20 protein-coding genes are annotated in these 18,444 nt (G+C 66.0%); 9 read left to right on the top strand and 11 right to left on the bottom strand.

The window, feature by feature from the left end:
* Positions 1 to 34: 34 nt before the first annotated feature.
* Positions 35 to 904, top strand: a complete 870-nt coding sequence (locus tag ABQF30_RS00755; protein WP_448460208.1) for an SDR family oxidoreductase — start codon at positions 35 to 37, stop codon at positions 902 to 904.
* Here ABQF30_RS00755 and ABQF30_RS00750 read toward each other — a convergent pair whose 3' ends face one another.
* The 5 genes from ABQF30_RS00750 to ABQF30_RS00730 are packed head-to-tail and all read right to left on the bottom strand — an operon-like array spanning position 905 to position 5,644.
* Positions 905 to 1,747 carry a polysaccharide deacetylase family protein gene (locus ABQF30_RS00750; protein ID WP_448463335.1) on the bottom strand — a complete coding sequence of 281 codons (843 nt, stop codon included), beginning with the start codon at positions 1,745 to 1,747 and terminating at the stop codon, positions 905 to 907.
* A complete protein-coding gene (speB, locus tag ABQF30_RS00745; RefSeq protein WP_448460206.1) occupies positions 1,740 to 2,729 on the bottom strand; it encodes an agmatinase in 990 nt (329 codons plus the stop codon). The genes ABQF30_RS00750 and speB overlap by 8 nt, the downstream gene beginning before the upstream one ends.
* Positions 2,726 to 3,487: an SDR family NAD(P)-dependent oxidoreductase gene (locus ABQF30_RS00740; protein WP_448460204.1), complete on the bottom strand. Its 762-nt coding sequence runs from the start codon at positions 3,485 to 3,487 to the stop codon at positions 2,726 to 2,728. Before ABQF30_RS00740 ends, speB begins: the two co-directional genes overlap by 4 nt.
* Positions 3,484 to 4,182 (bottom strand): SDR family NAD(P)-dependent oxidoreductase, encoded by a 699-nt coding sequence (locus tag ABQF30_RS00735; RefSeq protein WP_448460202.1) that lies wholly within the window; start codon positions 4,180 to 4,182, stop codon positions 3,484 to 3,486. The genes ABQF30_RS00740 and ABQF30_RS00735 overlap by 4 nt, the downstream gene beginning before the upstream one ends.
* A complete protein-coding gene (locus ABQF30_RS00730; protein WP_448460200.1) occupies positions 4,175 to 5,644 on the bottom strand; it encodes an APC family permease in 1,470 nt (489 codons plus the stop codon). Before ABQF30_RS00730 ends, ABQF30_RS00735 begins: the two co-directional genes overlap by 8 nt.
* Before the next feature lie 165 nt (positions 5,645 to 5,809).
* On the opposite strand from ABQF30_RS00730, the gene ABQF30_RS00725 reads away from it, so the two are divergent.
* Genes ABQF30_RS00725 through ABQF30_RS00715 form a run of 3 tightly spaced genes read left to right on the top strand, consistent with a single transcriptional unit; the run spans position 5,810 to position 8,209 of the window.
* Positions 5,810 to 7,192 (top strand): PucR family transcriptional regulator, encoded by a 1,383-nt coding sequence (locus ABQF30_RS00725; protein WP_448460198.1) that lies wholly within the window; start codon positions 5,810 to 5,812, stop codon positions 7,190 to 7,192.
* Positions 7,193 to 7,240: 48 nt separating this feature from the next.
* Positions 7,241 to 7,624 (top strand): VOC family protein, encoded by a 384-nt coding sequence (locus ABQF30_RS00720; protein WP_448460196.1) that lies wholly within the window; start codon positions 7,241 to 7,243, stop codon positions 7,622 to 7,624.
* Between the two features lie 12 nt (positions 7,625 to 7,636).
* Positions 7,637 to 8,209 carry a TetR/AcrR family transcriptional regulator gene (locus ABQF30_RS00715; RefSeq protein ID WP_448460194.1) on the top strand — a complete coding sequence of 191 codons (573 nt, stop codon included), beginning with the start codon at positions 7,637 to 7,639 and terminating at the stop codon, positions 8,207 to 8,209.
* A 4-nt stretch (positions 8,210 to 8,213) separates the two neighbouring features.
* Here the strand turns inward: ABQF30_RS00715 and ABQF30_RS00710 are convergent, their stop codons facing one another.
* Genes ABQF30_RS00710 through ABQF30_RS00700 form a run of 3 tightly spaced genes read right to left on the bottom strand, consistent with a single transcriptional unit; the run spans position 8,214 to position 12,027 of the window.
* Complete coding sequence (locus ABQF30_RS00710; RefSeq protein WP_448460192.1) at positions 8,214 to 8,663, bottom strand: DUF5078 domain-containing protein; 450 nt, start codon at positions 8,661 to 8,663, stop codon at positions 8,214 to 8,216.
* Positions 8,664 to 8,698: 35 nt separating this feature from the next.
* On the bottom strand, positions 8,699 to 11,602 hold the full coding sequence (locus ABQF30_RS00705) for an MMPL/RND family transporter (RefSeq protein WP_448460190.1): 2,904 nt from the start codon (positions 11,600 to 11,602) through the stop codon (positions 8,699 to 8,701).
* A complete protein-coding gene (locus ABQF30_RS00700) occupies positions 11,599 to 12,027 on the bottom strand; it encodes an MmpS family transport accessory protein (protein ID WP_448460188.1) in 429 nt (142 codons plus the stop codon). Before ABQF30_RS00700 ends, ABQF30_RS00705 begins: the two co-directional genes overlap by 4 nt.
* Positions 12,028 to 12,460: 433 nt before the next feature.
* Between ABQF30_RS00700 and menE the strand changes: the two genes are divergently transcribed.
* A complete protein-coding gene (gene menE, locus ABQF30_RS00695) occupies positions 12,461 to 13,549 on the top strand; it encodes an o-succinylbenzoate--CoA ligase (protein ID WP_448463333.1) in 1,089 nt (362 codons plus the stop codon).
* 17 nt (positions 13,550 to 13,566) lie between these two features.
* Positions 13,567 to 14,181 carry a pyridoxamine 5'-phosphate oxidase family protein gene (locus ABQF30_RS00690; RefSeq protein WP_448460187.1) on the top strand — a complete coding sequence of 205 codons (615 nt, stop codon included), beginning with the start codon at positions 13,567 to 13,569 and terminating at the stop codon, positions 14,179 to 14,181.
* Here ABQF30_RS00690 and ABQF30_RS00685 read toward each other — a convergent pair.
* Positions 14,178 to 15,002 (bottom strand): GNAT family N-acetyltransferase, encoded by an 825-nt coding sequence (locus tag ABQF30_RS00685; RefSeq protein WP_448460185.1) that lies wholly within the window; start codon positions 15,000 to 15,002, stop codon positions 14,178 to 14,180. The genes ABQF30_RS00690 and ABQF30_RS00685 overlap by 4 nt on opposite strands.
* 74 nt (positions 15,003 to 15,076) lie before the next feature.
* On the opposite strand from ABQF30_RS00685, the gene ABQF30_RS00680 reads away from it, so the two are divergent.
* Positions 15,077 to 16,432 (top strand): hypothetical protein, encoded by a 1,356-nt coding sequence (locus tag ABQF30_RS00680; RefSeq protein ID WP_448460183.1) that lies wholly within the window; start codon positions 15,077 to 15,079, stop codon positions 16,430 to 16,432.
* On the opposite strand, the gene ABQF30_RS00675 is transcribed toward ABQF30_RS00680, so the two are convergent.
* Positions 16,404 to 17,072 (bottom strand): TIGR04282 family arsenosugar biosynthesis glycosyltransferase, encoded by a 669-nt coding sequence (locus ABQF30_RS00675; protein ID WP_448460181.1) that lies wholly within the window; start codon positions 17,070 to 17,072, stop codon positions 16,404 to 16,406. The two genes, ABQF30_RS00680 and ABQF30_RS00675, sit on opposite strands and share 29 nt — an antisense overlap.
* Positions 17,072 to 17,719, bottom strand: a complete 648-nt coding sequence (locus tag ABQF30_RS00670) for a glycosyltransferase family 2 protein (RefSeq protein WP_448460179.1) — start codon at positions 17,717 to 17,719, stop codon at positions 17,072 to 17,074. Before ABQF30_RS00670 ends, ABQF30_RS00675 begins: the two co-directional genes overlap by 1 nt.
* Positions 17,720 to 17,799: 80 nt before the next feature.
* On the opposite strand from ABQF30_RS00670, the gene ABQF30_RS00665 reads away from it, so the two are divergent.
* Positions 17,800 to 18,036 carry a FitA-like ribbon-helix-helix domain-containing protein gene (locus tag ABQF30_RS00665; RefSeq protein WP_448460177.1) on the top strand — a complete coding sequence of 79 codons (237 nt, stop codon included), beginning with the start codon at positions 17,800 to 17,802 and terminating at the stop codon, positions 18,034 to 18,036.
* The gene (locus ABQF30_RS00660; protein WP_448460175.1) at positions 18,033 to 18,437 is read left to right on the top strand and encodes a type II toxin-antitoxin system VapC family toxin; all 405 of its coding nucleotides are present in this window, start codon (positions 18,033 to 18,035) and stop codon (positions 18,435 to 18,437) included. Before ABQF30_RS00665 ends, ABQF30_RS00660 begins: the two co-directional genes overlap by 4 nt.
* Positions 18,438 to 18,444 lie beyond the last annotated feature (7 nt).

Raw genomic sequence — 18,444 nt, 5'->3', positions numbered from 1 at the left:
AAGCCTCGAAAGCTAGGCAACCTAAACTCATCGCATGAGCAAGAGCCCGCTGCGCCGGCTGTCTGATCAGCTGCTGCTGACCAGCATGCGACCACCACTGACCGAACGCCTGCAGAGAAGCGACAACATCGAGCTGGCCGGCAAACGGATTCTGCTCACCGGCGCCTCCTCGGGCATCGGCGAGGCCGCGGCCGAGAAGTTCGCTGCCCGCGGCGCCACCGTGGTCGCCGTCGCACGTCGTCAGGAACTGCTCGACGACCTCGTCGAGCGGATCACCACTGCCGGCGGCGACGCCCGGGCCCACGCCGCGGATCTGTCCGATATGGATGCCGTGGACGATCTGGTCGCCAAGGTGGAACAGGACCTCGGCGGGGTCGACATCCTCATCAACAACGCCGGCCGCTCGATCCGGCGCCCACTGGCCGAATCGCTGGAGCGTTGGCATGACGTCGAGCGCACCATGACCCTGAACTACTACGCCCCGCTGCGACTGGTCCGCGGCCTGGCGCCGGGCATGCGCGAGCGCCGAGACGGCCACATCATCAACGTCTCGACGTGGGGCGTGATGAACGAATCCTCGCCGCTGTTCTCGGTGTACAACGCGTCGAAAGCCGCGCTGTCAGCCGTCAGCCGGGTCATCGAGACCGAATGGGCGGCGGAGGGCGTGCATTCCACCACGGTGTACTACCCGCTGGTGAAGACACCGATGATCGCGCCGACCCGCGCCTACGACGGGCTTCCTGGGCTGTCCGCCGACGAGGCCGCCGACTGGATGGTGACCGCGGCGCGCACCCGGCCGGTGCAGATCGCACCGCGCATGGCGGTGACGGCCAAGGCCATCAACAGTGTGCTGCCCGGAGTCGTCGACGCGGTGATGAAGCGGCAGCGCGTTCAGCCGACGTGATCACGGCGGGGTGATGGTGCGCGGGGTCAGCCCAAGCGACCGGACATGCTCGGCGATGGCACCGAGATTCGTCGTCCACACATCGGAGTGCTCGAGGACGTAGCGCATCAGATCGTCGAGTTCAGCGGCACGTGACGCCCGCCCGGACAGGAACGGGTGATTGGTCAGGACCCAGCACGCACCGGCCCGGCGCAGCGCGTCGAACTCCAACTGCCACAGCTCTCTGGCCTTGCGAGGGCTCTCGATCAGCCCGCTGCCCGAGATGTCGGGCAGGTAGCAGTACTGCTCCCAATCGTCGAGTGCCCACTGGATCGGAATCTCCACCAACGAGGTATCCCCCACGGCGAGCTCGTAGGGATTGTCGGCGTCCATCAAACTGGAGTCATACAGAAACCCCCGGGCGGCCAGCAATCCCGGTGTACGCCAAGACAAATCCCACATGGGCGCGCGGTAACCGACCGGCCGCACCCCTGCCACCTCGGCCAGGGCCTCCAGACCGCGGTCAAGCGCTACGACCTCTTCGTCGACGGTCAGCGCGGTGGGCTGCTCGTGCAGATAGCCGTGGTGGGCGATCTCATGTCCGGCGGCCACGATGCTGCGCACCGCTTCGGGATAGCGATGCGCAGTGTGGCCGGGCACGAAGAACGTCGACGGAATCTGGTGGCGCTCCAGCAGATCGAGGATGCGCGGGATACCCACCAACGGTCCGTAGGCCTGATGCGACATCACACTCATCCGCGCAGCGGCCGCCTCGTTGCCCCACAGCACAGCGGATTCCGCGTCGACGTCGAAGGTGAACGCCGCGGCGGCGGATTTACCCTCGGGCCAGGCGAATTCAGTCATCATCGGCCATCAGGGTGATGAGTTCGTAGGCGAGGTTCGCGGCGGCGACCGCGGTGACTTCACCGTTGTCGTAGGCCGGTGCCACTTCCACCACGTCGGCTCCCACGATGTGCAACCCACGCATCGCACGCAGCACCGCAACGAGTTCGCGGCTGGTCATGCCGCCGATCTCCGGCGTACCGGTGCCGGGCGCGAATGCCGGGTCGAGCACGTCGATGTCGATTGAGACGTATAGCGGGTGCTCGCCGACCCTCTCCCGGACGCGGTCGATGACACCGTCGACACCGATGCGGTCGATGTCGCGGCAGTGCACGACGGTGAAACCCAGCTCGGCATCGTCGAGTAGGTCCTGCCGGTCATACAGCGAACCGCGGATGCCGACGTGCGCGGAGCGGTCTTTGACGAGCAGGCCCTGTTCTGCCGCAAGGCGGAACGGGGTGCCGTGGGTGCACGGCGCACCGAAGTAGGGACCCCAGGTGTCGAGATGGGCGTCGAAATGCACCAGCGCCACCGGCCCGTGCACGCGGTACATCGCCTGTAGCGCGGGCAGGGCGATCGTGTGGTCACCGCCGAGGATCACCACCCGCTGCTGCGGTGTTGTGAGCAGTCCGGCGACGCCCTCTCGCACCTGATCCACCGCCACACCGATGTCGAACGGGTTCGCTGCTATGTCGCCGGCGTCCACCACCTGGGTGGAAGCGAACGGGCTGACATCGAGGGCCGGGTGGTAGGGCTTGAGCAGGCGCGACGCCTGTCGGATGGCGGCAGGGCCGAACCGGGCGCCCGGCCGGTAGGTGACACCGCTGTCGAACGGTACCCCGACCACCGCGATGTCGTAGTCCTCGACCTCGTGGCGCTGCGGCAGCCGCGCGAACGTGGCGATGCCCGCGTACCGCGGTACCGCCTGCGCATCGACCTGTCCGAGTTTCCCCGTCGCCGACCGCACATACGGCTGGCTTTCCACCTGATCTCCTCCCGTCATGCTCGTGCCCTGGTGGACCCGCCGTTGCAGGAGATGACCTGCCCGACGACCGCTTCGATATCGAAATCGGCCAACAACTCCACTGCCGCGGCGATCTCGTCGGGGGAACCTATGCGTCCCAACGGGATTGATTTCGCATAGCGCGCGTGCATGGTGGCCAGGTCGACCCCGGCGGCATCGGCGTCGACCTGCAATTGCGGGGTGTCGGTCACCCCAGGCGCCACGGCGTTGACGATGATCCGTTCCGGCGCAAGCTCCCGGCCCAGGGTCTTGACCAACGAGATCAGCCCGGACTTGGCTGCCGCATACGCTGTGGCCTCCGGCCAGCCGGTGACACCCCATTCGCTGGCGATCACCACGATGCGGCCCTGACCCGACCGGCGCATGTGCGGCAGCACCGCCTGCACCAGATGGAACGTGCCGCCGAGATTGGTGTCGACCACACGCCACCAGTCCTGCTCGTCGTGGTCGAGCAGCGGCGCCATCGTCATGTAGGCGTGGTTGGCGACGAGAACATCGAGCCGCCCCGTGGCCTCTACGACGCCTTCGACGATCCGTGCAATCGCGTCCGGATCGGAGACGTCACCGGGCGCGGTCAGGCCACCGATCTCGCGGGCCAGTGCATCGAGTGCAGCGCCGGCTCGCATGTCGTTGACCGCCACCGTCGCACCGGCGGCAGCGAGCCGACGGGCGTGGGCAGCGCCCATCCCTTGCGCCGCACCGGTGACGAGGACGACGCGTCCCTGCAGCGCGCTCATATCACCGCTCCCGAATTGACATTGACCACGTCGCCGACGCTGAACGTCGCGTCGCACACCAGGTATTCCACACAGCGTGCCACTTCGGCCGGGGTAGCCAGCCTGCGCAGCGGCAGTGTCGCCAGATAATCTGCTGCGCGCCAGGGGGAGTCGGCGGCCAGCAGCGGGGTGTCGGTCGGGCCGGGCGCGACGGCGTTGACCCGAACGCCACGGTCGGCGACCTCGGCCGCCAGGCTGCGAATCAGCCCGATGATGGCCCCTTTGGCCGCGGCGTAATGCGCGTCGTGCTCGCCGCCGCCGACCGCGAGTTCGCTGGCCACGGCGACCACCGCACCGGTTCCACGGTCAAGCATGTCGGGCAGACAGGCCCGCGCGGCGTTGAACAAACCACCGAGGTGTACGCGCAGCATGCGTCGCCAAGCCTCGGCGCTGATCTGCGCGACCGGGGCCATCTCGTAGTGCCCCGCCGATGTCACCAGTGCGCTGACCGGTCCGAGCCGGCGCCTGATCTCGGCGACGGCCTCTGCGACCGCCAACCCGTCGGAGACATCAACGGCGACAGTGTGGTTCGCGTCGGTCTTCCCGGCCAGGTCCAGAGTTCCGACCAGGTAGCCGCGCTTCTGCAGGGCGCCGACGATGGCTGCGCCGATTCCGCTGGCGCCGCCGGTGACGACCGCTACCGGCGCCTCAGTCATGCGTCACGACCTTGTCGTCGGCGCGTTCGTCGGCGGCCTCGATATCGTCGATCACCGCCACCGCCACAATGCGGCTACGCACGCTCAGCAGAATCGCCAGGCCGATCAAGCCCAGCACGGCCACGCCGATCCACACCGACCAGTCCAGGTAACGCTGCTCGAATGCCGGCCGCGGCCAGGCGATATTGAGGAATTGCAGTACCGCCCACACCACGGCCACCACCGCGACCGGCAGCGTCGCGCGGCCCAGCGAGAACTTGGCGGGCGTCCACGTCCGGCGCCACAGCACCACCAAGAACCCGATCAGCGGGAACAGGAACGCCAGGTAGAACCCGCCGGCAGTGAAGTTGACCATCAGCGAGTACACATCGCCTGCGACGATGGACAGCAGGAACAGGCCACCGCCGACGACGGTGGTGACCAGGATCGCGACCACCGGAATGCGGGCCTGGCCGCGCAGCCTGGCCAACGCCGCGGCGGCAGGGAACGCGCCGTCGCGGGCATACGCCCAGATGACCCGCGACGCCGAAGTCTGCAGCGCCAGGAAGCTGGCAAGGAAGCCGATCACGAACATCACTTCGACGGGTCTGGCGATACCGTGTCCAAGTGCGGTGGTGAGGGTTTCGTACACCGGATCGTCCACCGCACCCGCCGCGACCGCATCAAGATCGGGGATGGCCAGGATGATCGCCAGGCTCGAGTAGGCCACCACCAGCGCGATGAACCCCAGCGAGAACAGCACCGCCTTTGGCAGATCCCGGCGCGGCTCGTGCACCTCCTCGGCGATGGAGCCGGCACTCTCGAACCCGACGAACGACCAGCCGATGAAGGCGACCGCCATGAGGAACGGACCGCTCAGGTAGGCCCAGGTGTCCAATTCCGTGCCGCCACCTTCGAACAGCACCGAAAGCGAGTTCTGGCGATGGAATAACAGCAGCCAGGTGCCCAGCACCACCGAGCCGATGACCTCGGCGATGATGCTGCCCATCATGAAGATCTTCAGCGCTTGACGCCCGGCCAGGTTGACCGCAGTTCCGGCCAGCAGAATCGCCAACGCGATCAGCGCGAGCGTCGTACCCGAGGGTGCCTCGATCCCGACGATGTTGGCCACGAAACCCGCAGCGCCGAGCGCCACGGTTGCCATCGCGATCACAAGCGTCCACATGTAGACCCAACCGGCGAACCACCCGTAGGAGGTGCCGAGCAGCCGGCGCGACCACTGGTAGATGGAGCCCTCCAACGGCCAGCGCGACACCAGCATTGCGAAGACCAGTGCGACCAGCAGCTGGCCGCCGAACACCAGCGCAAAGCCCCACCAGAAACTCGGCCCGGCGGCCGACAGGGCCAGACCGAAGATGCCGTAGAGCGCGACGATCGGCGAGATGAACGCGAACGCGAACGCGAACGCCGACCACAGCGAGAACTCGCGCCTCAAGACCTGCGACTCGTCGGGTGTGGACATCCGGTGCTCCCTTAGATTCGGTTGGACGAACTATCACGCCGGTGCGGTAGCCCCGCCAAGTGTTTGACGGGAAGACGCTGCGAATCCACCGTCACCGCACCCTGGCATTGGAGGATCGAACAACGGACGCCGGCAGCCAGGTGACGACGGCGTTACGCTCGGCTCATGTCGGACCGCAGCGACGTCGCGCCGACGATGCGCGATCTGCTCGGCTCAAACCTCGGGCTGCTGGCCCCCGAACCCCTCACCGGTGACCTTGACCGGCCGATCAGCTGGGCGCACACGACCGAGCTGCGGGATCCGTCGCGGTACCTTCGGGGCGGAGAACTGGTCTGCACGGTGGGCATCAGTCTGCAGACAGCGCAGGACTGTCAGACCTTCGTGGACTCCATATCGCGGGCCGGTGCCGCCGGAATGTGCTTCGGCATTGGAGATGTACACGACGACGTCCCGCAATCGCTGATCGCGGCATGTGCGAGCCAGCAACTTCCGCTGCTGATCGCGCCGCCCAATGTTCCGTTCACCACGCTCAGCCGCTACGTTGCCGACTTCCAGGCCGGAGGTGAGCTCGCGGTCGCCCGGGCGACCAATACGCTTGTCCCTGAGATGCTTTCGTCGCAGCGCCGGCGTGAATCGGTACGTCAGCTGCTGGATCGGGCCGGTCACGTGCTGGGCTGCTACTTCCTGCTCGACCCCGAAGGGCCAGCCGAGTCCGGCGGCGCGGCGGTGCCGGTCGAAGGCCTGGGCACGCTGTCGTGGGTGGGCAGCGGCGAGCCGCCGGACATGGCGCTACTGGAGGTCATCGCCCGGTTCCTGCAAGCCACGCAAGGTGAACGGGACATCGAATCGGCCCTGGCCCGCGAACGTGTCGGGCAGCTGCTGTCCCTGGTCGAACGGCGCATGCTGCTGCCCGACGCGCTGAATCAGTTACTGGACTGGCCGGGTCTGACAGCTCGCGAGGTGGCCTGCTCGGCATGGCCGGCCGGCGCCGGCGCGCTGCTGTCCATGGCGTTTCCCGACGCCCTGGTCGGCGACGCTCCGGAGGTTTGTCTGGTGCTGACGAGCGAAGCCGGCCCATTGGCGGATATCGCTGCGGAGCTGTCACTGCCGTCCGGACACTCCGCGGCCGGGCCCCTGGCCGAGCTGGGTTCGGCGATCACTCAAGCCCGCATCGCGCTCGACTTGGCCTCCCAGCACGGCGGCAGCATCGGGCCCGACCAGCTGAGCACCTTTGACAGCTTGCTCGAGGGGCTACCGCTCAACCGGCTCGCACCGTTCAAGCATCAGCTGATCGATCCTCTCGATGAGATCGACCACGAACGCGGCACCCAACACGTGCGCACCCTGCGGGTGTTTCTGGCCACCAACGGTTCACTCATCGAAACCGCGCGCGAGCTGTTCCTGCACACCAATACCGTTAGGCATCGGCTGTCGCGCATCCACGAGATCACCGGCCGCAATCCGCTCCATTTCGACGACCAGACCGCGTTCGCCATCGGCCTGCGAGCCAGCGACCGTGCCCGCCGCATGCCAGGTCAGCCGACGTGATCCGTGTCAATCCCCCGCGCGTCGACGCGCGATGGTAGACAGGCAGTTATGGAGATCCTGGCCAGCCGGATGCTGATCCGGCCGGTCGATTACCCGAAATCGCTGGAGTTCTACCGCGACGGGATCGGACTGGCCATTGCCCGCGAATACGGTGCGGGCACAGTGTTTTACGCCGGGCAATCGTTGATTGAACTGGCCGGCCACCACAGCCCGACGGAATCCACCACCTTCCCGGGCGCGCTGTGGTTACAGGTGCGCGACGTCTATGCCACCCAGGCCGAACTGGAAGGCCGCGGAGTCCCGATCACCCGCGCCGCCGCCCAGGAACCCTGGGGTCTGCACGAGTTGCACGTCACCGACCCCGACGGCGTCACACTGATATTCGTCCAGGTGCCCGCCACCCATCCGTTGCGGCGCGACGTCCGGGATTGACGGGAGACCGTCGTGGCGAGATCGGTACTGGGGCGCGGCACCGCGCGCGCACGGGTACTGGAGGCCGCGCTGACGCTATTCGGTGAGCACGGCGTCAGCGGCACCACATTGCAGATGATCGCCGACAGCATCGGCGTGGGTAAGGCGTCGGTCTACTACCAGTTCCACTCCAAGGAAGAGATCGTGGCGGCCGCGGCCCAACCGATGTTCGACGATATGGCGCGCGTGGTGACGATCGCCGAAGCGGTCCCCGACGCCGACACCCGCCGGGAGATCACCGTCAGCGGTTTCATCGAGTTCAGTGTCCGGCATCGGAGGCTGGCGGCGGTGCTCACCGGTGACCCGGTGCTGGAGAGCATGATTCAAACCCGCGAGGATCTCACCGATATCGTGGACCGCTTCACCAATCTGCTGCTGGGCGGCGGGCACGGTCCGGCGGGCCGGGTAGTGATCTCCATGGTCACCAACGGCGTCTACTCCGCGGTCAGCGACAAGACGCTTGAGGATGTCAGCGACGAGGACCTGCACAAGACGCTACTGGAGGCCGCGCAGCAATTGCTGCGCACCACTTCATATTTCAAGTGAGCAGCTACCAGGTCCACACGCTCGGATCGCTGGGTGGATAGGTCGGGCAGTGCTCGGTACCGTGTGCCACGACGCCCTTGTTGTTGAAGAACAGTTTCGCCCAGTTCGGCCAGCGCCAGGACATTTGCTCGAAGAAGGCGTTGGTGGCCATGTTCTCCGAGTACTGGCGGCGGCCGGCGTAGTCCATCGAGAAGAACCAGTTGATTCGGTCCCGCGCGCCCTGCTGATCGGCGGCGGGCTTGTTGTTGTAGTCGATCATGTAGCGCTCGTAGTACACCGGATTGGTGTCTCGTACCGCGGCCATGTACTGGTCGACGGTGCAGGTGGTCTTCAGCATGTTGCTTGGGATCGGGTACTCGTCGGTGGCATCGGCGGCCGCGACGCCGGGCGTGAACACCAGGGTCGTGGCGGCGGCGGCCGCAGCCAGGCAGGTACCGATGAATTTCTTGCGCATGGGGTTTGGCTCCTCAGCGGTAGTCGAAATCCTCATCACACCAACGCATCCTGTGGTCGGCGTTGAATGGGCGGCCAGGGTTGCGGCTTGGGCCGCTGACGCACCTGCTGCGGCCACCAGAACCACTTGCCCATCAGCGCAGCGATGGACGGTGTCATGAATGAGCGGATCACCAAGGTGTCGAACAACAGTCCGAGACCGATGGTGGTGCCGACCTGGCCCATGATCGTCAGATCGCTGACCGCCATCACCATCATGGTGAACGCGAACACCATGCCGGCCGCGGTGACGGTCGAACCGCTACCACCCATGGCCCGGATCATGCCGGTGTTCAGGCCGGCATGTAGCTCCTCCTTGAGCCGGGACACGACCAGCAGGTTGTAGTCCGCGCCCACCGCCAACAGGATGATCACCGCCATCGGTAACACCATCCAGTGCAACTCGATACCGAGGAGATGTTGCCACAGCAGCACAGACACCCCGAATGACGCGCCCAGCGAGAGCACCACCGTGCCCACGATCACGGCGGCGGCCACGATGGCCCTGGTGAGCAACAGCATGATCAAGAAGATCAGGCAGATCGCGGCGATCCCGGCGATCAGCAAGTCGTACTGGGTGCCGTCGGCCATGTCCTTGAACGTGGACGCGGTGCCGCCCAGATAGATCGTCGACCCCTCCAGCGGGGTGCCCTTGATCGCGTTCTTGGCCGCGGTCTTGATCGGGTCGATCTTCTCGATGCCCTCGGCGGACATCGGATCACCCTCGTGGTTGATCATGAACCGCACCGCGTGACCGTCGGGCGACAGGAACTGCTCCAAACCCTTTGCGAAGTCCGGGTTGTCGAACGCTTCGGCGGGCAGATAGAACGAGTCGTCGTTCATCGCGTCATTGAAGGCCTTGCCCATTTCGGTCGAGGTCTCCTGCATGATGCGCTGCTGCTCCTGCATACCCTGCTGGGTCTGCTGCATGGTCAGCATCATCTGCTGCATGCTCACCATGGTCTGCTTCATCTCGGGCATGATCGCGATCATCTGCGGCATCAACTCGTTGAGCCGGTGCATATGCGGCATCATCTCGTTCATGTCGTTGGTCATCACGTCCATGCCGTCGATGACATCGAACACCGACCGCAGCGACCAGCACATCGGGATGTTGAAGCAGTGCGGTTCCCAGTAGAGGTAGTTGCGTATCGGACGGAAGAAATCGTCGAAGTTGGCGATATTGTCGCGCAGTTCCTCGATGGTGAGCACCATGCCGTCCATCGTCGTCACCATCTTGTTCGTGGTGGCGGCCATCTCCTCGGTGATGGTCTGCATCCGGTCCATGTTGTCGATGGTCTTCTGCATATCCGCAACCTGATTGGTCATATCGGCGGTGCGGTCGGAGTTGTACTTCTCGTTCAGTCGCTGCAGGGTGCTCTGCTGACTGATCATGTACGGGATCGAGGTGTTCTCGATCGGCGTGCCATCGGGACGGGTGATGGTCTGCACGCGGCCGATACCGTCGACCTGGAAGATGGCCTTGGCGATCTTCTCGATCACCAGGAAGTCGGCCGGGTTTCGCAGATCCCGGTCGCTCTCGATCATCAGGATCTCCGGGTTCAACCGGGCCGGCGAGAAGTGCCGCTCGGCGGCGGCGTAACCCTCATTGGAGCTGATGTCGTCCGGCAGGTACAGACGGTCGTTGTAACTGGTCTTGTACCCCGGCAGGGCAAGCAGCCCGATGAGCGAGACCGCAATCGAAGTGATCAGGATCGGGCCGGGCCAGCGCACCACCGCGGCGCCCACCTTGCGCCAACCACGCACCCGCATCGAGCGTTTGGGGTCCAGGAACCGAGAACCCACCGTGACGATGGCCGGGCCGAAGGTCATGGCCGTCACGATCAGGACCAACATGCCCACCGCCAGTGGCACACCGAGGGTCTGAAAGTACGGCAGTCGGGTGAAGCTCAGGCAGAAAGTGGCGCCGGCGATGGTCAGGCCAGAGCCGACGATCACATGTGCGGTACCGCCGAACATGGTGTAGTAGGCCGATTCTCGGTCCTCACCGCTACCCCTGGCCTCCTGGTAGCGACCGACCAGGAAGATCGCATAGTCCACCGAAATCGCGATCGCCAACGTGACCAGCAGACCGGTCGCGAAGGACGAGAGCCCGATGATCTCGTGGTAGCCGAGGAAGGCCACCGCACCGCGCACCGTCATGAGGCTGACGAGCACCATGACGATGATCATCAGCGTCGTCATGATCGAACGGAAGATGACGAGCAGCATGATGATGATGACCAGGAAGGTCAGTGCCTCGATCAACCGCATGCTGCCGTGGCTGGCCTCGGTCTGTTCGGCGGTCATCGCCGCCGAGCCGGTGACGAACACCTCGACGCCATCGGGCGCAGGGGTGCTCTCCACGATGTTCTTGACGGCTTCGATGGATTCCAGCGACAGCGCCTCGCCCTGGTTGCCGGCAAGGTTGGCCGAGACGTAAACGGCCATGCCGTCACCACTCTGCACGCCGGTGGCGGTCAGCGGATCGCTCCAGAGATCCTGGACGTGCTCGACGTGCTTGGTGTCGGCCTCCAGTTTGGCGATCAGTTCGGAGTAATAGCGCCGAGCGTCCTCGCCCAGCTTCTCCTGACCTTCCAGCACGATCATCACCGAGCTGTTGGACTCGTACTCCTGGAACACTTCGCCGATGTGCTCGGTGGCGATGACCGCCGGCGCCTCATTTGGGCTCATCGACACCGAACGCATCTCGCCGACCGCCTCCAGCTGCGGCACCGCGACGTTCAGGAAGACCGCGATGGCGATCCAGCCGAGGATGAAGGGGACGGACAGCTTGCGGAACAGCCGGGCGATGCGGCCGAAGTGCGCCGTTTCGTGGCGGGGCTGCACCGCGATGGGCCCGGTGGGCGCGTCCGCGCTGTGCGCGCTGTGCGCGCTCACGCGGACTTAACGATGCAGTAGGTCTGGACATTGGTGCCGGACTTGGTGCGCTCATCCTTGAGCTCACCGTCGACGAGCACCCGGCAGCCCAGAAAGCTCGTCTTGCCCTGCGCCACGAGGTTCGCCGCCGCCGATGGCTCGGTGGTCTGCAACGTGATGGACCACGGCAGCGTCGCGCCGTCCACCCGTTGCGGCTCGCCGGCGAGGTCCACATAGTTCACGTCCACCGCAGCCCCTTCCGGGCCGAAGACCTCATAGGTCACGACTTTTGGATCAAACGGCTCGGGATCGTTGGCGAAGTTCACCGGTGTCACCAGGGGCGGGTCGGAGGCGAAGACCCCGCGGATCCGTTCCACGGCGAAGCCCGCGATGCCGACCACCACGACGATCACCAAGGGCAACCACACCCGCTTGAGCAATTGCATCGCCGCTTTCCTCCTGCACTCCGTGGTCCCCGGTTACCTGATGCAGATGACACGCCGCGGCCATCGTTCGCACTCAAGTTATACAAGTGCCCCACTCGAAACAAGCCGAACGGCTAACTACACCTAGCCATACAGTGAACTGGGTCACGTCAATATAGGGCGAGTTGGCCAGAGCACACAGCGCGGCCAACAGCGGATCGTCGCCGTCTACTCACGGCGGGCATTACGATCTATGCAGTCTTCGGTGCTCCTCACGCGCTTGTCACTCAGGAGTTTTCGCAGTGAACGCATTTCTGGCCGTGATCGCGGCCCGACTCAACGCCGCGTACCCGGCGGGTGTACCCGGGCCCGACCGGGTGCCGTTGCCCGACACGGGGGGCCCGCAATAGCCGGCCTGCGCCCCGTTGCCGTCGATTCGTCGGCGGACTCGTTACTGCCCGTGCTCGTTGACCTGCTGGCCGGCCGCGGAGCGCCGATCCTGCCCGTCCCCGCCGACGACGAACGCCAAAGTTCGTTGCTCACAACCACTTTGCGGGCCGGCGAGCCGATCGACGACGACGTCGCCGTGGTGGTGTCAACCTCCGGCACCACCGGCGTTCCCAAGGGCGCGATGCTCACCGGCCGGGCGTTGAACGCCAGCGCCGACGCTACCCACCAGCGGCTGGGCGGCGTCGGCCGATGGCTGCTGGCGCTGCCTGCCTATCACATCGCCGGCCTTCAGGTCCTGGTGCGCAGTGCGGTGGCGGGGACCACGCCCGTCACGCTCTCGCCCTCGTTCGATCCCACCGAATTGCCGTCGGCCGTAGCCGCATTGGGTTCCGGACGCCGGTATGCCTCACTGGTGGCCGTTCAGCTGGACAAGGCGTTACGCGATCCGGCGGCCACCGCCGCACTGGCCGAACTCGACGCGGTGCTGATCGGCGGGGGCCCGATGCCCGCCGGGGTCGCCGAACGTGCTGCGGCCGCCGGGGTGACAGTGGTGCGCACCTACGGGATGAGTGAAACCGCAGGCGGCTGCGTGTACGACGGGGTGCCGCTCGAGGGCGTCTCCGTGCGGATCGACAATTCCCGCATCCTGCTCGGCGGTGCGACCGTGGCCAAGGGGTACCGCAATCCGATCAGCCCCGACCCGTTCGCCGAGCCGGGCTGGTTCCGCACCGATGACCTTGGCGTCGTAGATGACTCGGGCGTGCTGCGGGTGCTCGGCCGGGTGGACGACGCCGTCAGCACCGGCGGGCTGACGGTGTTGCCGCAGCTGGTCGAATCGGCGTTGGCCACTCACCCGGCCATCGCCGAGTGCGCGGTGTTCGGCGTGCCCGACGAGCGACTCGGTCAACGGGTGGTGGCTGCCGTGGTGCTCACACCGGGCGCGGTGCTGCCCGCGTTGGCCGAAGTGCGCGCACATGTGGCACGAATGCTCGACGCCACGGCAGCCCCCCGTGAAGTCCACGTCGTCGAAGAATTGCCCCGGCGGGGCATCGGCAAGATCGACCGTCGTGCCCTGACATCCCGTTTCGGCTGACCATGCATGATGGAGCCATGCGCCAAGAAGTCACAACCGTGGAAGAGCTGCGTGCCATCGTCGGGCAACCCAATAAGTACGTCGCCAACAAGGTGACCAAACGGCTCTCCGCGGTACAGCAGGATTGGCTGGGCGCCTCACCGCTGTGCTTCGTCGCAACCACCGACGCCGACGGCCGCGTCGACGTCTCACCCAAAGGCGATCCGCCGGGATTCGTCCGCGTCATCGACGACACCACGATCGTCATCCCGGAACGACCGGGCAACAAGCGCGTAGACGGCTACCTCAACGTGCTGCAACGACCGCATGTCGGCACGCTGTTCGTCATCCCTGGCCGCGGCGACACCTTACGGATCAACGGTACAGCCCGAATCCTTTCCGATGCAGACTATTTCGACGATCTGGCAGTCAGCGGAAGGCGCCCGATCCTGGCGCTGGAGATCGATGTCGAAGAGGTGTTCTGGCATTGCTCCAAGGCTTTCCTGCGCTCGGATGCCTGGAAGCCGGAGACCTGGAACCCGACCGCCGTCCCGTCGGTCGCACAGTTGGCCAAGTCCTTCAAACCGGACCTTACCCAGGCCGAGTTGGATGCGTACTACACCGAGGACAGCCTGCGGAAGATGCTGTACTAGTCAACCGGCTTGACCAACACCGCACGGGTATAAAGCAGTTGGAATCCCCTGCGCTGGACATTCTGTTGAGACTTCGAGCCCGGCCCGGTGGTGACGACGGCGATATCGGCACCGGCGGCGTCGGCGAGCCGCGCCGCCAGCAGTGCTGTCTGCACACCGCGACGTCGGAATGCCGGGGCCGTCGCAGCACCGGTCAACTGGGCGATGCCGTCGGTGAACCTAACACTGCCACCTCCCGCGACCACTCCATCACATAGCGCGATATACGCTGTGGCGCCTGCCTTTTCGTAGTCGCGCTCAACCCGGTCGATGACGTCGCGGGGAAACTCCTCATGGGCGGGCACGCCCTCGTCGTCCGGATGCGCGAAGCCGTCGACCACCACGTCGACCCACGCGGTGAGATCGTCGGCGCGGCGGACCTCGACATCCTCAGGGGCCATAGGTAGTTCGTCGGCGTTGACCCTGCGGCCCAGCACATTCTCGAAGCCGACCAGCCGGTAGCCGCGACCGGTCAGCAGCCCGGCGATCTCAGGATCGGCGAGATTGGACAACTCCACCTGAGTTGCGCTGCCGCGGCCGGCCAGTACCCGCTCGATCTCGCCGAGCACCGCTTCGTCGGGCACTCCGCTGAACCCAAGCCCGACGACCTTGTTGATCGGCGAACCCTTCTCGGCGAAGCACGCGAAGCCACCGGCCACCGGAAGCACCAGTACCGCTGCGCCCCTGCCGCGGGCGGCCTCGGTGGCCGCGACGATGAGCTGGGCCTCCGCCCGCTCGATCCGCCGGGCCAACTCGATACCGCAGAACAATTGTTCGGACACATCGACATTGTGCCCGTCCCCGACGTTACTGAAACGTCAGGGCCGCCCCGGCAGGCCCCCATAGGCTGGGAGCCATGAAGATCGGGCGCCGGGAAGTGGTGGCGGTGGCCATCGGGGTGACGCTGGTGGTGGCGGCTTTCGTAGTGCCACACCTTGATCTGGGCATCGTCACGCCGTTGATCAACAGCACACCCGGGCAGATCTACAGCTTCGCCGACACTGCGCCGATCTTCGGGTGGTGGAACGCGCACGTCGGATGGGGCACCGTCCCTGCCGTTCTCATCGGCGCCGCCGCGGTGTGGTGGGGCCAGGCGGTGGCGCAGCGGCTGGGATGGCGGGCATTGACGTTGACGGCCTGGGCGACGTCGGCTGCATGGGCGTTCTCGCTGGCCATGATCGACGGTTGGCAGCGTGGGTTCGCCGGGCGACTCACCGCCCGACACGAATATCTGCGCCAGGTGCCGACGATCGACGACATCCCCGAGGCGCTGCGCACCTTCTCCAGCAGAATCCTCGATTTCCAACCGGATTCGTGGATGACTCACGTATCCGGCCATCCACCGGGAGCGCTGCTGACGTTCGTCTGGCTGGATCGCATCGGATTGGGCGGTGGCGCCTGGGCCGGATTGCTGTGTCTGCTGGTCGGATCCAGTGCAGCGGCCGCGATCATCATCGCGATCCGTGCCTTGGCCGACGAAACCACCGCGCGATTGGCGGCACCATTCGTGGCGGTGGCACCGACGGCGATCTGGATCGCTGTATCGGCCGACGGCTACTTCGCCGGCGTGGCCGCGTGGGGCATCGCCCTTCTCGCACTGGCGGTCAGTGGGGCTGCGCGCCGGCCGATGCTGTCCGCGGCCGGCGCCGGGCTGCTGCTGGGCTGGGGCATCTTCCTCAATTACGGTCTGGTGCTCATGGCGCTGCCCGCGCTGGCCGTTCTGCTCACCGCCACCGACTGGCGCGCCGCTCTACGCGTTCTCACTCCGGCCGTCATTGCGGCCCTGGCCGTGGTGGTGGTGTTCTGGACGGCGGGTTTCTGGTGGTTCGACGGCTACACCCTTGTCCAGGAACGCTATTGGCAGGGCATCGCCAACGATCGGCCGTTCCAGTACTGGTCGTGGGCCAACCTGGCGTCGGTGGTGTGCGCGATCGGGCTGGGCAGTGTGGCAGGTCTCGGTCGGGTCTTCGACATCGCCGCGATCCGTCGCCGGGCCGGGCTGCAGATGCTGCTCATCGGTGCGCTGCTCGCGATCGTCTTCGCCGACCTGAGCATGCTCAGCAAGGCTGAGACCGAACGCATCTGGCTACCGTTCACGGTGTGGCTCACTGCCGCAGGAGCTCTGCTGCCACCGCGTTCACACCGTTGGTGGCTGGCGCTCAACGTGATTGGTGCGCTTGTGCTCAATCACGTGATCCTGACGAACTGGTGATGTGCGCGAACCTGCTATCGGGTGCACATAGCTGCCGGACCGGTTCGATGTCATCGATGGTGTCGACGTCACCCAGCTCGGCGACGAGCCGAACATCGATATGTTTGTCCTGCAATGCCTTCAGCGTACGCATACCGGTGTCAGATCGTGAGGTCGGGATTGCTCGCAGACAGTCGGCCATCGCGGGGCCGGTGACACCGAGCACCCACCAGCCGCCGTCGTGCGCGAGTCCCAACACTGCATCGGCGTCGAGCAATTCTTCCGCTGTTCGGGCCAGTAAGTCGGCAGTCACCTGCGGGGTGTCCATCCCGATCTGCAGCACCGGCAACCCGGTCGCGTGTGCAGCGTCGACGTGCGCGTTGGCCAACCGGTGCCCGAAGTCTGCTCCCCGCTGCGCCACCACGGTGAAACCGCGCAGCCTGTCGCGGATTTCGTCTCTGCAGACCGCCTGGCCGAGATCCCCGGTGAGCGCCACCACCCGTGCTGCCACCGGCGCCGCAGCCACCGCGTCAAGGGTGTCCAGCAGCGAGGCCGCGGCGATGTCCGCGGCCGCAGCGGGGCCGACGCCCGCGGCGAGCCTGGTCTTGGCCAGCCCCGGCACCGGAGCCTTGGCCACTACCAGAACAGCCACCGGCAACATCAGATGACCCGCCAAAAGTCCAGCGCGGCAGTGATACTCCCCCGCAGCGACCCGCTCACCTTGGACTTTCCGCCGGTCCGCGGACCGTAGGTGACGTCGCGTTCGACGACCCGCCAACCCGCCTGAGCCGCTCGTACCAACAGCTCCAGCGGGTAGCCCGACCGGCGGTCGGTCACTCCAAGCGCCAGCAGCGCCTCACGGTGGGCCACTCGCATCGGCGCGATGTCGTGCACCGGCAGGTGGTAGCGCTGCCGCAGCCGCCAGCACACGGCGGCGGTGCCGAGACGGGCGTGCCACGGCCACCGCAGCCCTTCGACGGGCCTGCGCCGTCCGATGGCCATATCGGCGCCGCGATCGAGTTCGTCGACCAACGGCGGTAGCTCCCCCGGGTCCAGTGACCCGTCCCCGTCGAGCACCACCACGATCGGTGTCGTCGCCGCCGTCACCCCTGCATGCACCGCAGACCCGTAGCCAGGCTGGGGTTCGGCGACCACCAGGGCACCATGCGCGCGAGCGACCTCGGCGGTGTTGTCAGTGCTGTCGTTGTCGACCACCAGGACCTGATATCCGTTCGGGATGGCGGCCAACACGCCGGGCAATGAGGCGGCCTCGTTGAGGCAAGGCAACACCACCGTGACGCCGGGCATACCTCGACGGTAGGGCAGGGGGAGGGCGGCCACCGGGCAAATCAAGCATGCGCATGCCATGCGCATGTACGCTCGCCTGTATGGCTGTTGCGATCCAGATCAAAGACGTCCCTGAAGAGGTGCGAGACGCCATCGCTGCGCGCGCCGCTGCTCAAGGCCAGTCCACACAGGTTTATCTGCGCGCCCTGTTGGAGCGTGAATTCCGCGCCGAACGCAACAAGCAGCTCCTCGAGCGCATGGTCGAGCATCGCAGTCTCGACCTGACCGCCGAGGACGTCGTCGCCACGATCAGGGATGGGCGCGAGGGCGACGAGTGATCGTCGTCGACGCCAACGTTGTGGTGATGGCGCTGTCCAGCGCGACGGCCCAAGGCGACGTCGCCCACGCGGCGATGGCCGCCGACGACGACTGGATCGCCCCCGCGCACATGCCGCTCGAAGTCATGCGCACGATTTCCAAGGCCGTTGGCGGCGGTCATATGAACGCCGACGACGCCAGCGCCGCATTTCGAACCCTTACCACTATGCAGATCGAATACGTCGGAACGGATGCGCTTCTACTGCAAGCAATCTGGGCCATGCGCCACAACGTCTCGGTCTACGACGCGGCCTACCTGGCCGTCGCGGCCCTGCGCGATGCTCCGTTGGTCACATTTGATGCCCGACTTGCCAAAGCGGCCCAACAAACGACACCTAACCTCCGCGTCAACATGCTGTAGTCGCACC

Source organism: Mycolicibacterium sp. XJ870, from assembly GCF_053483975.1.
This window is presented reverse-complemented; position numbering and strand designations above follow the sequence as displayed.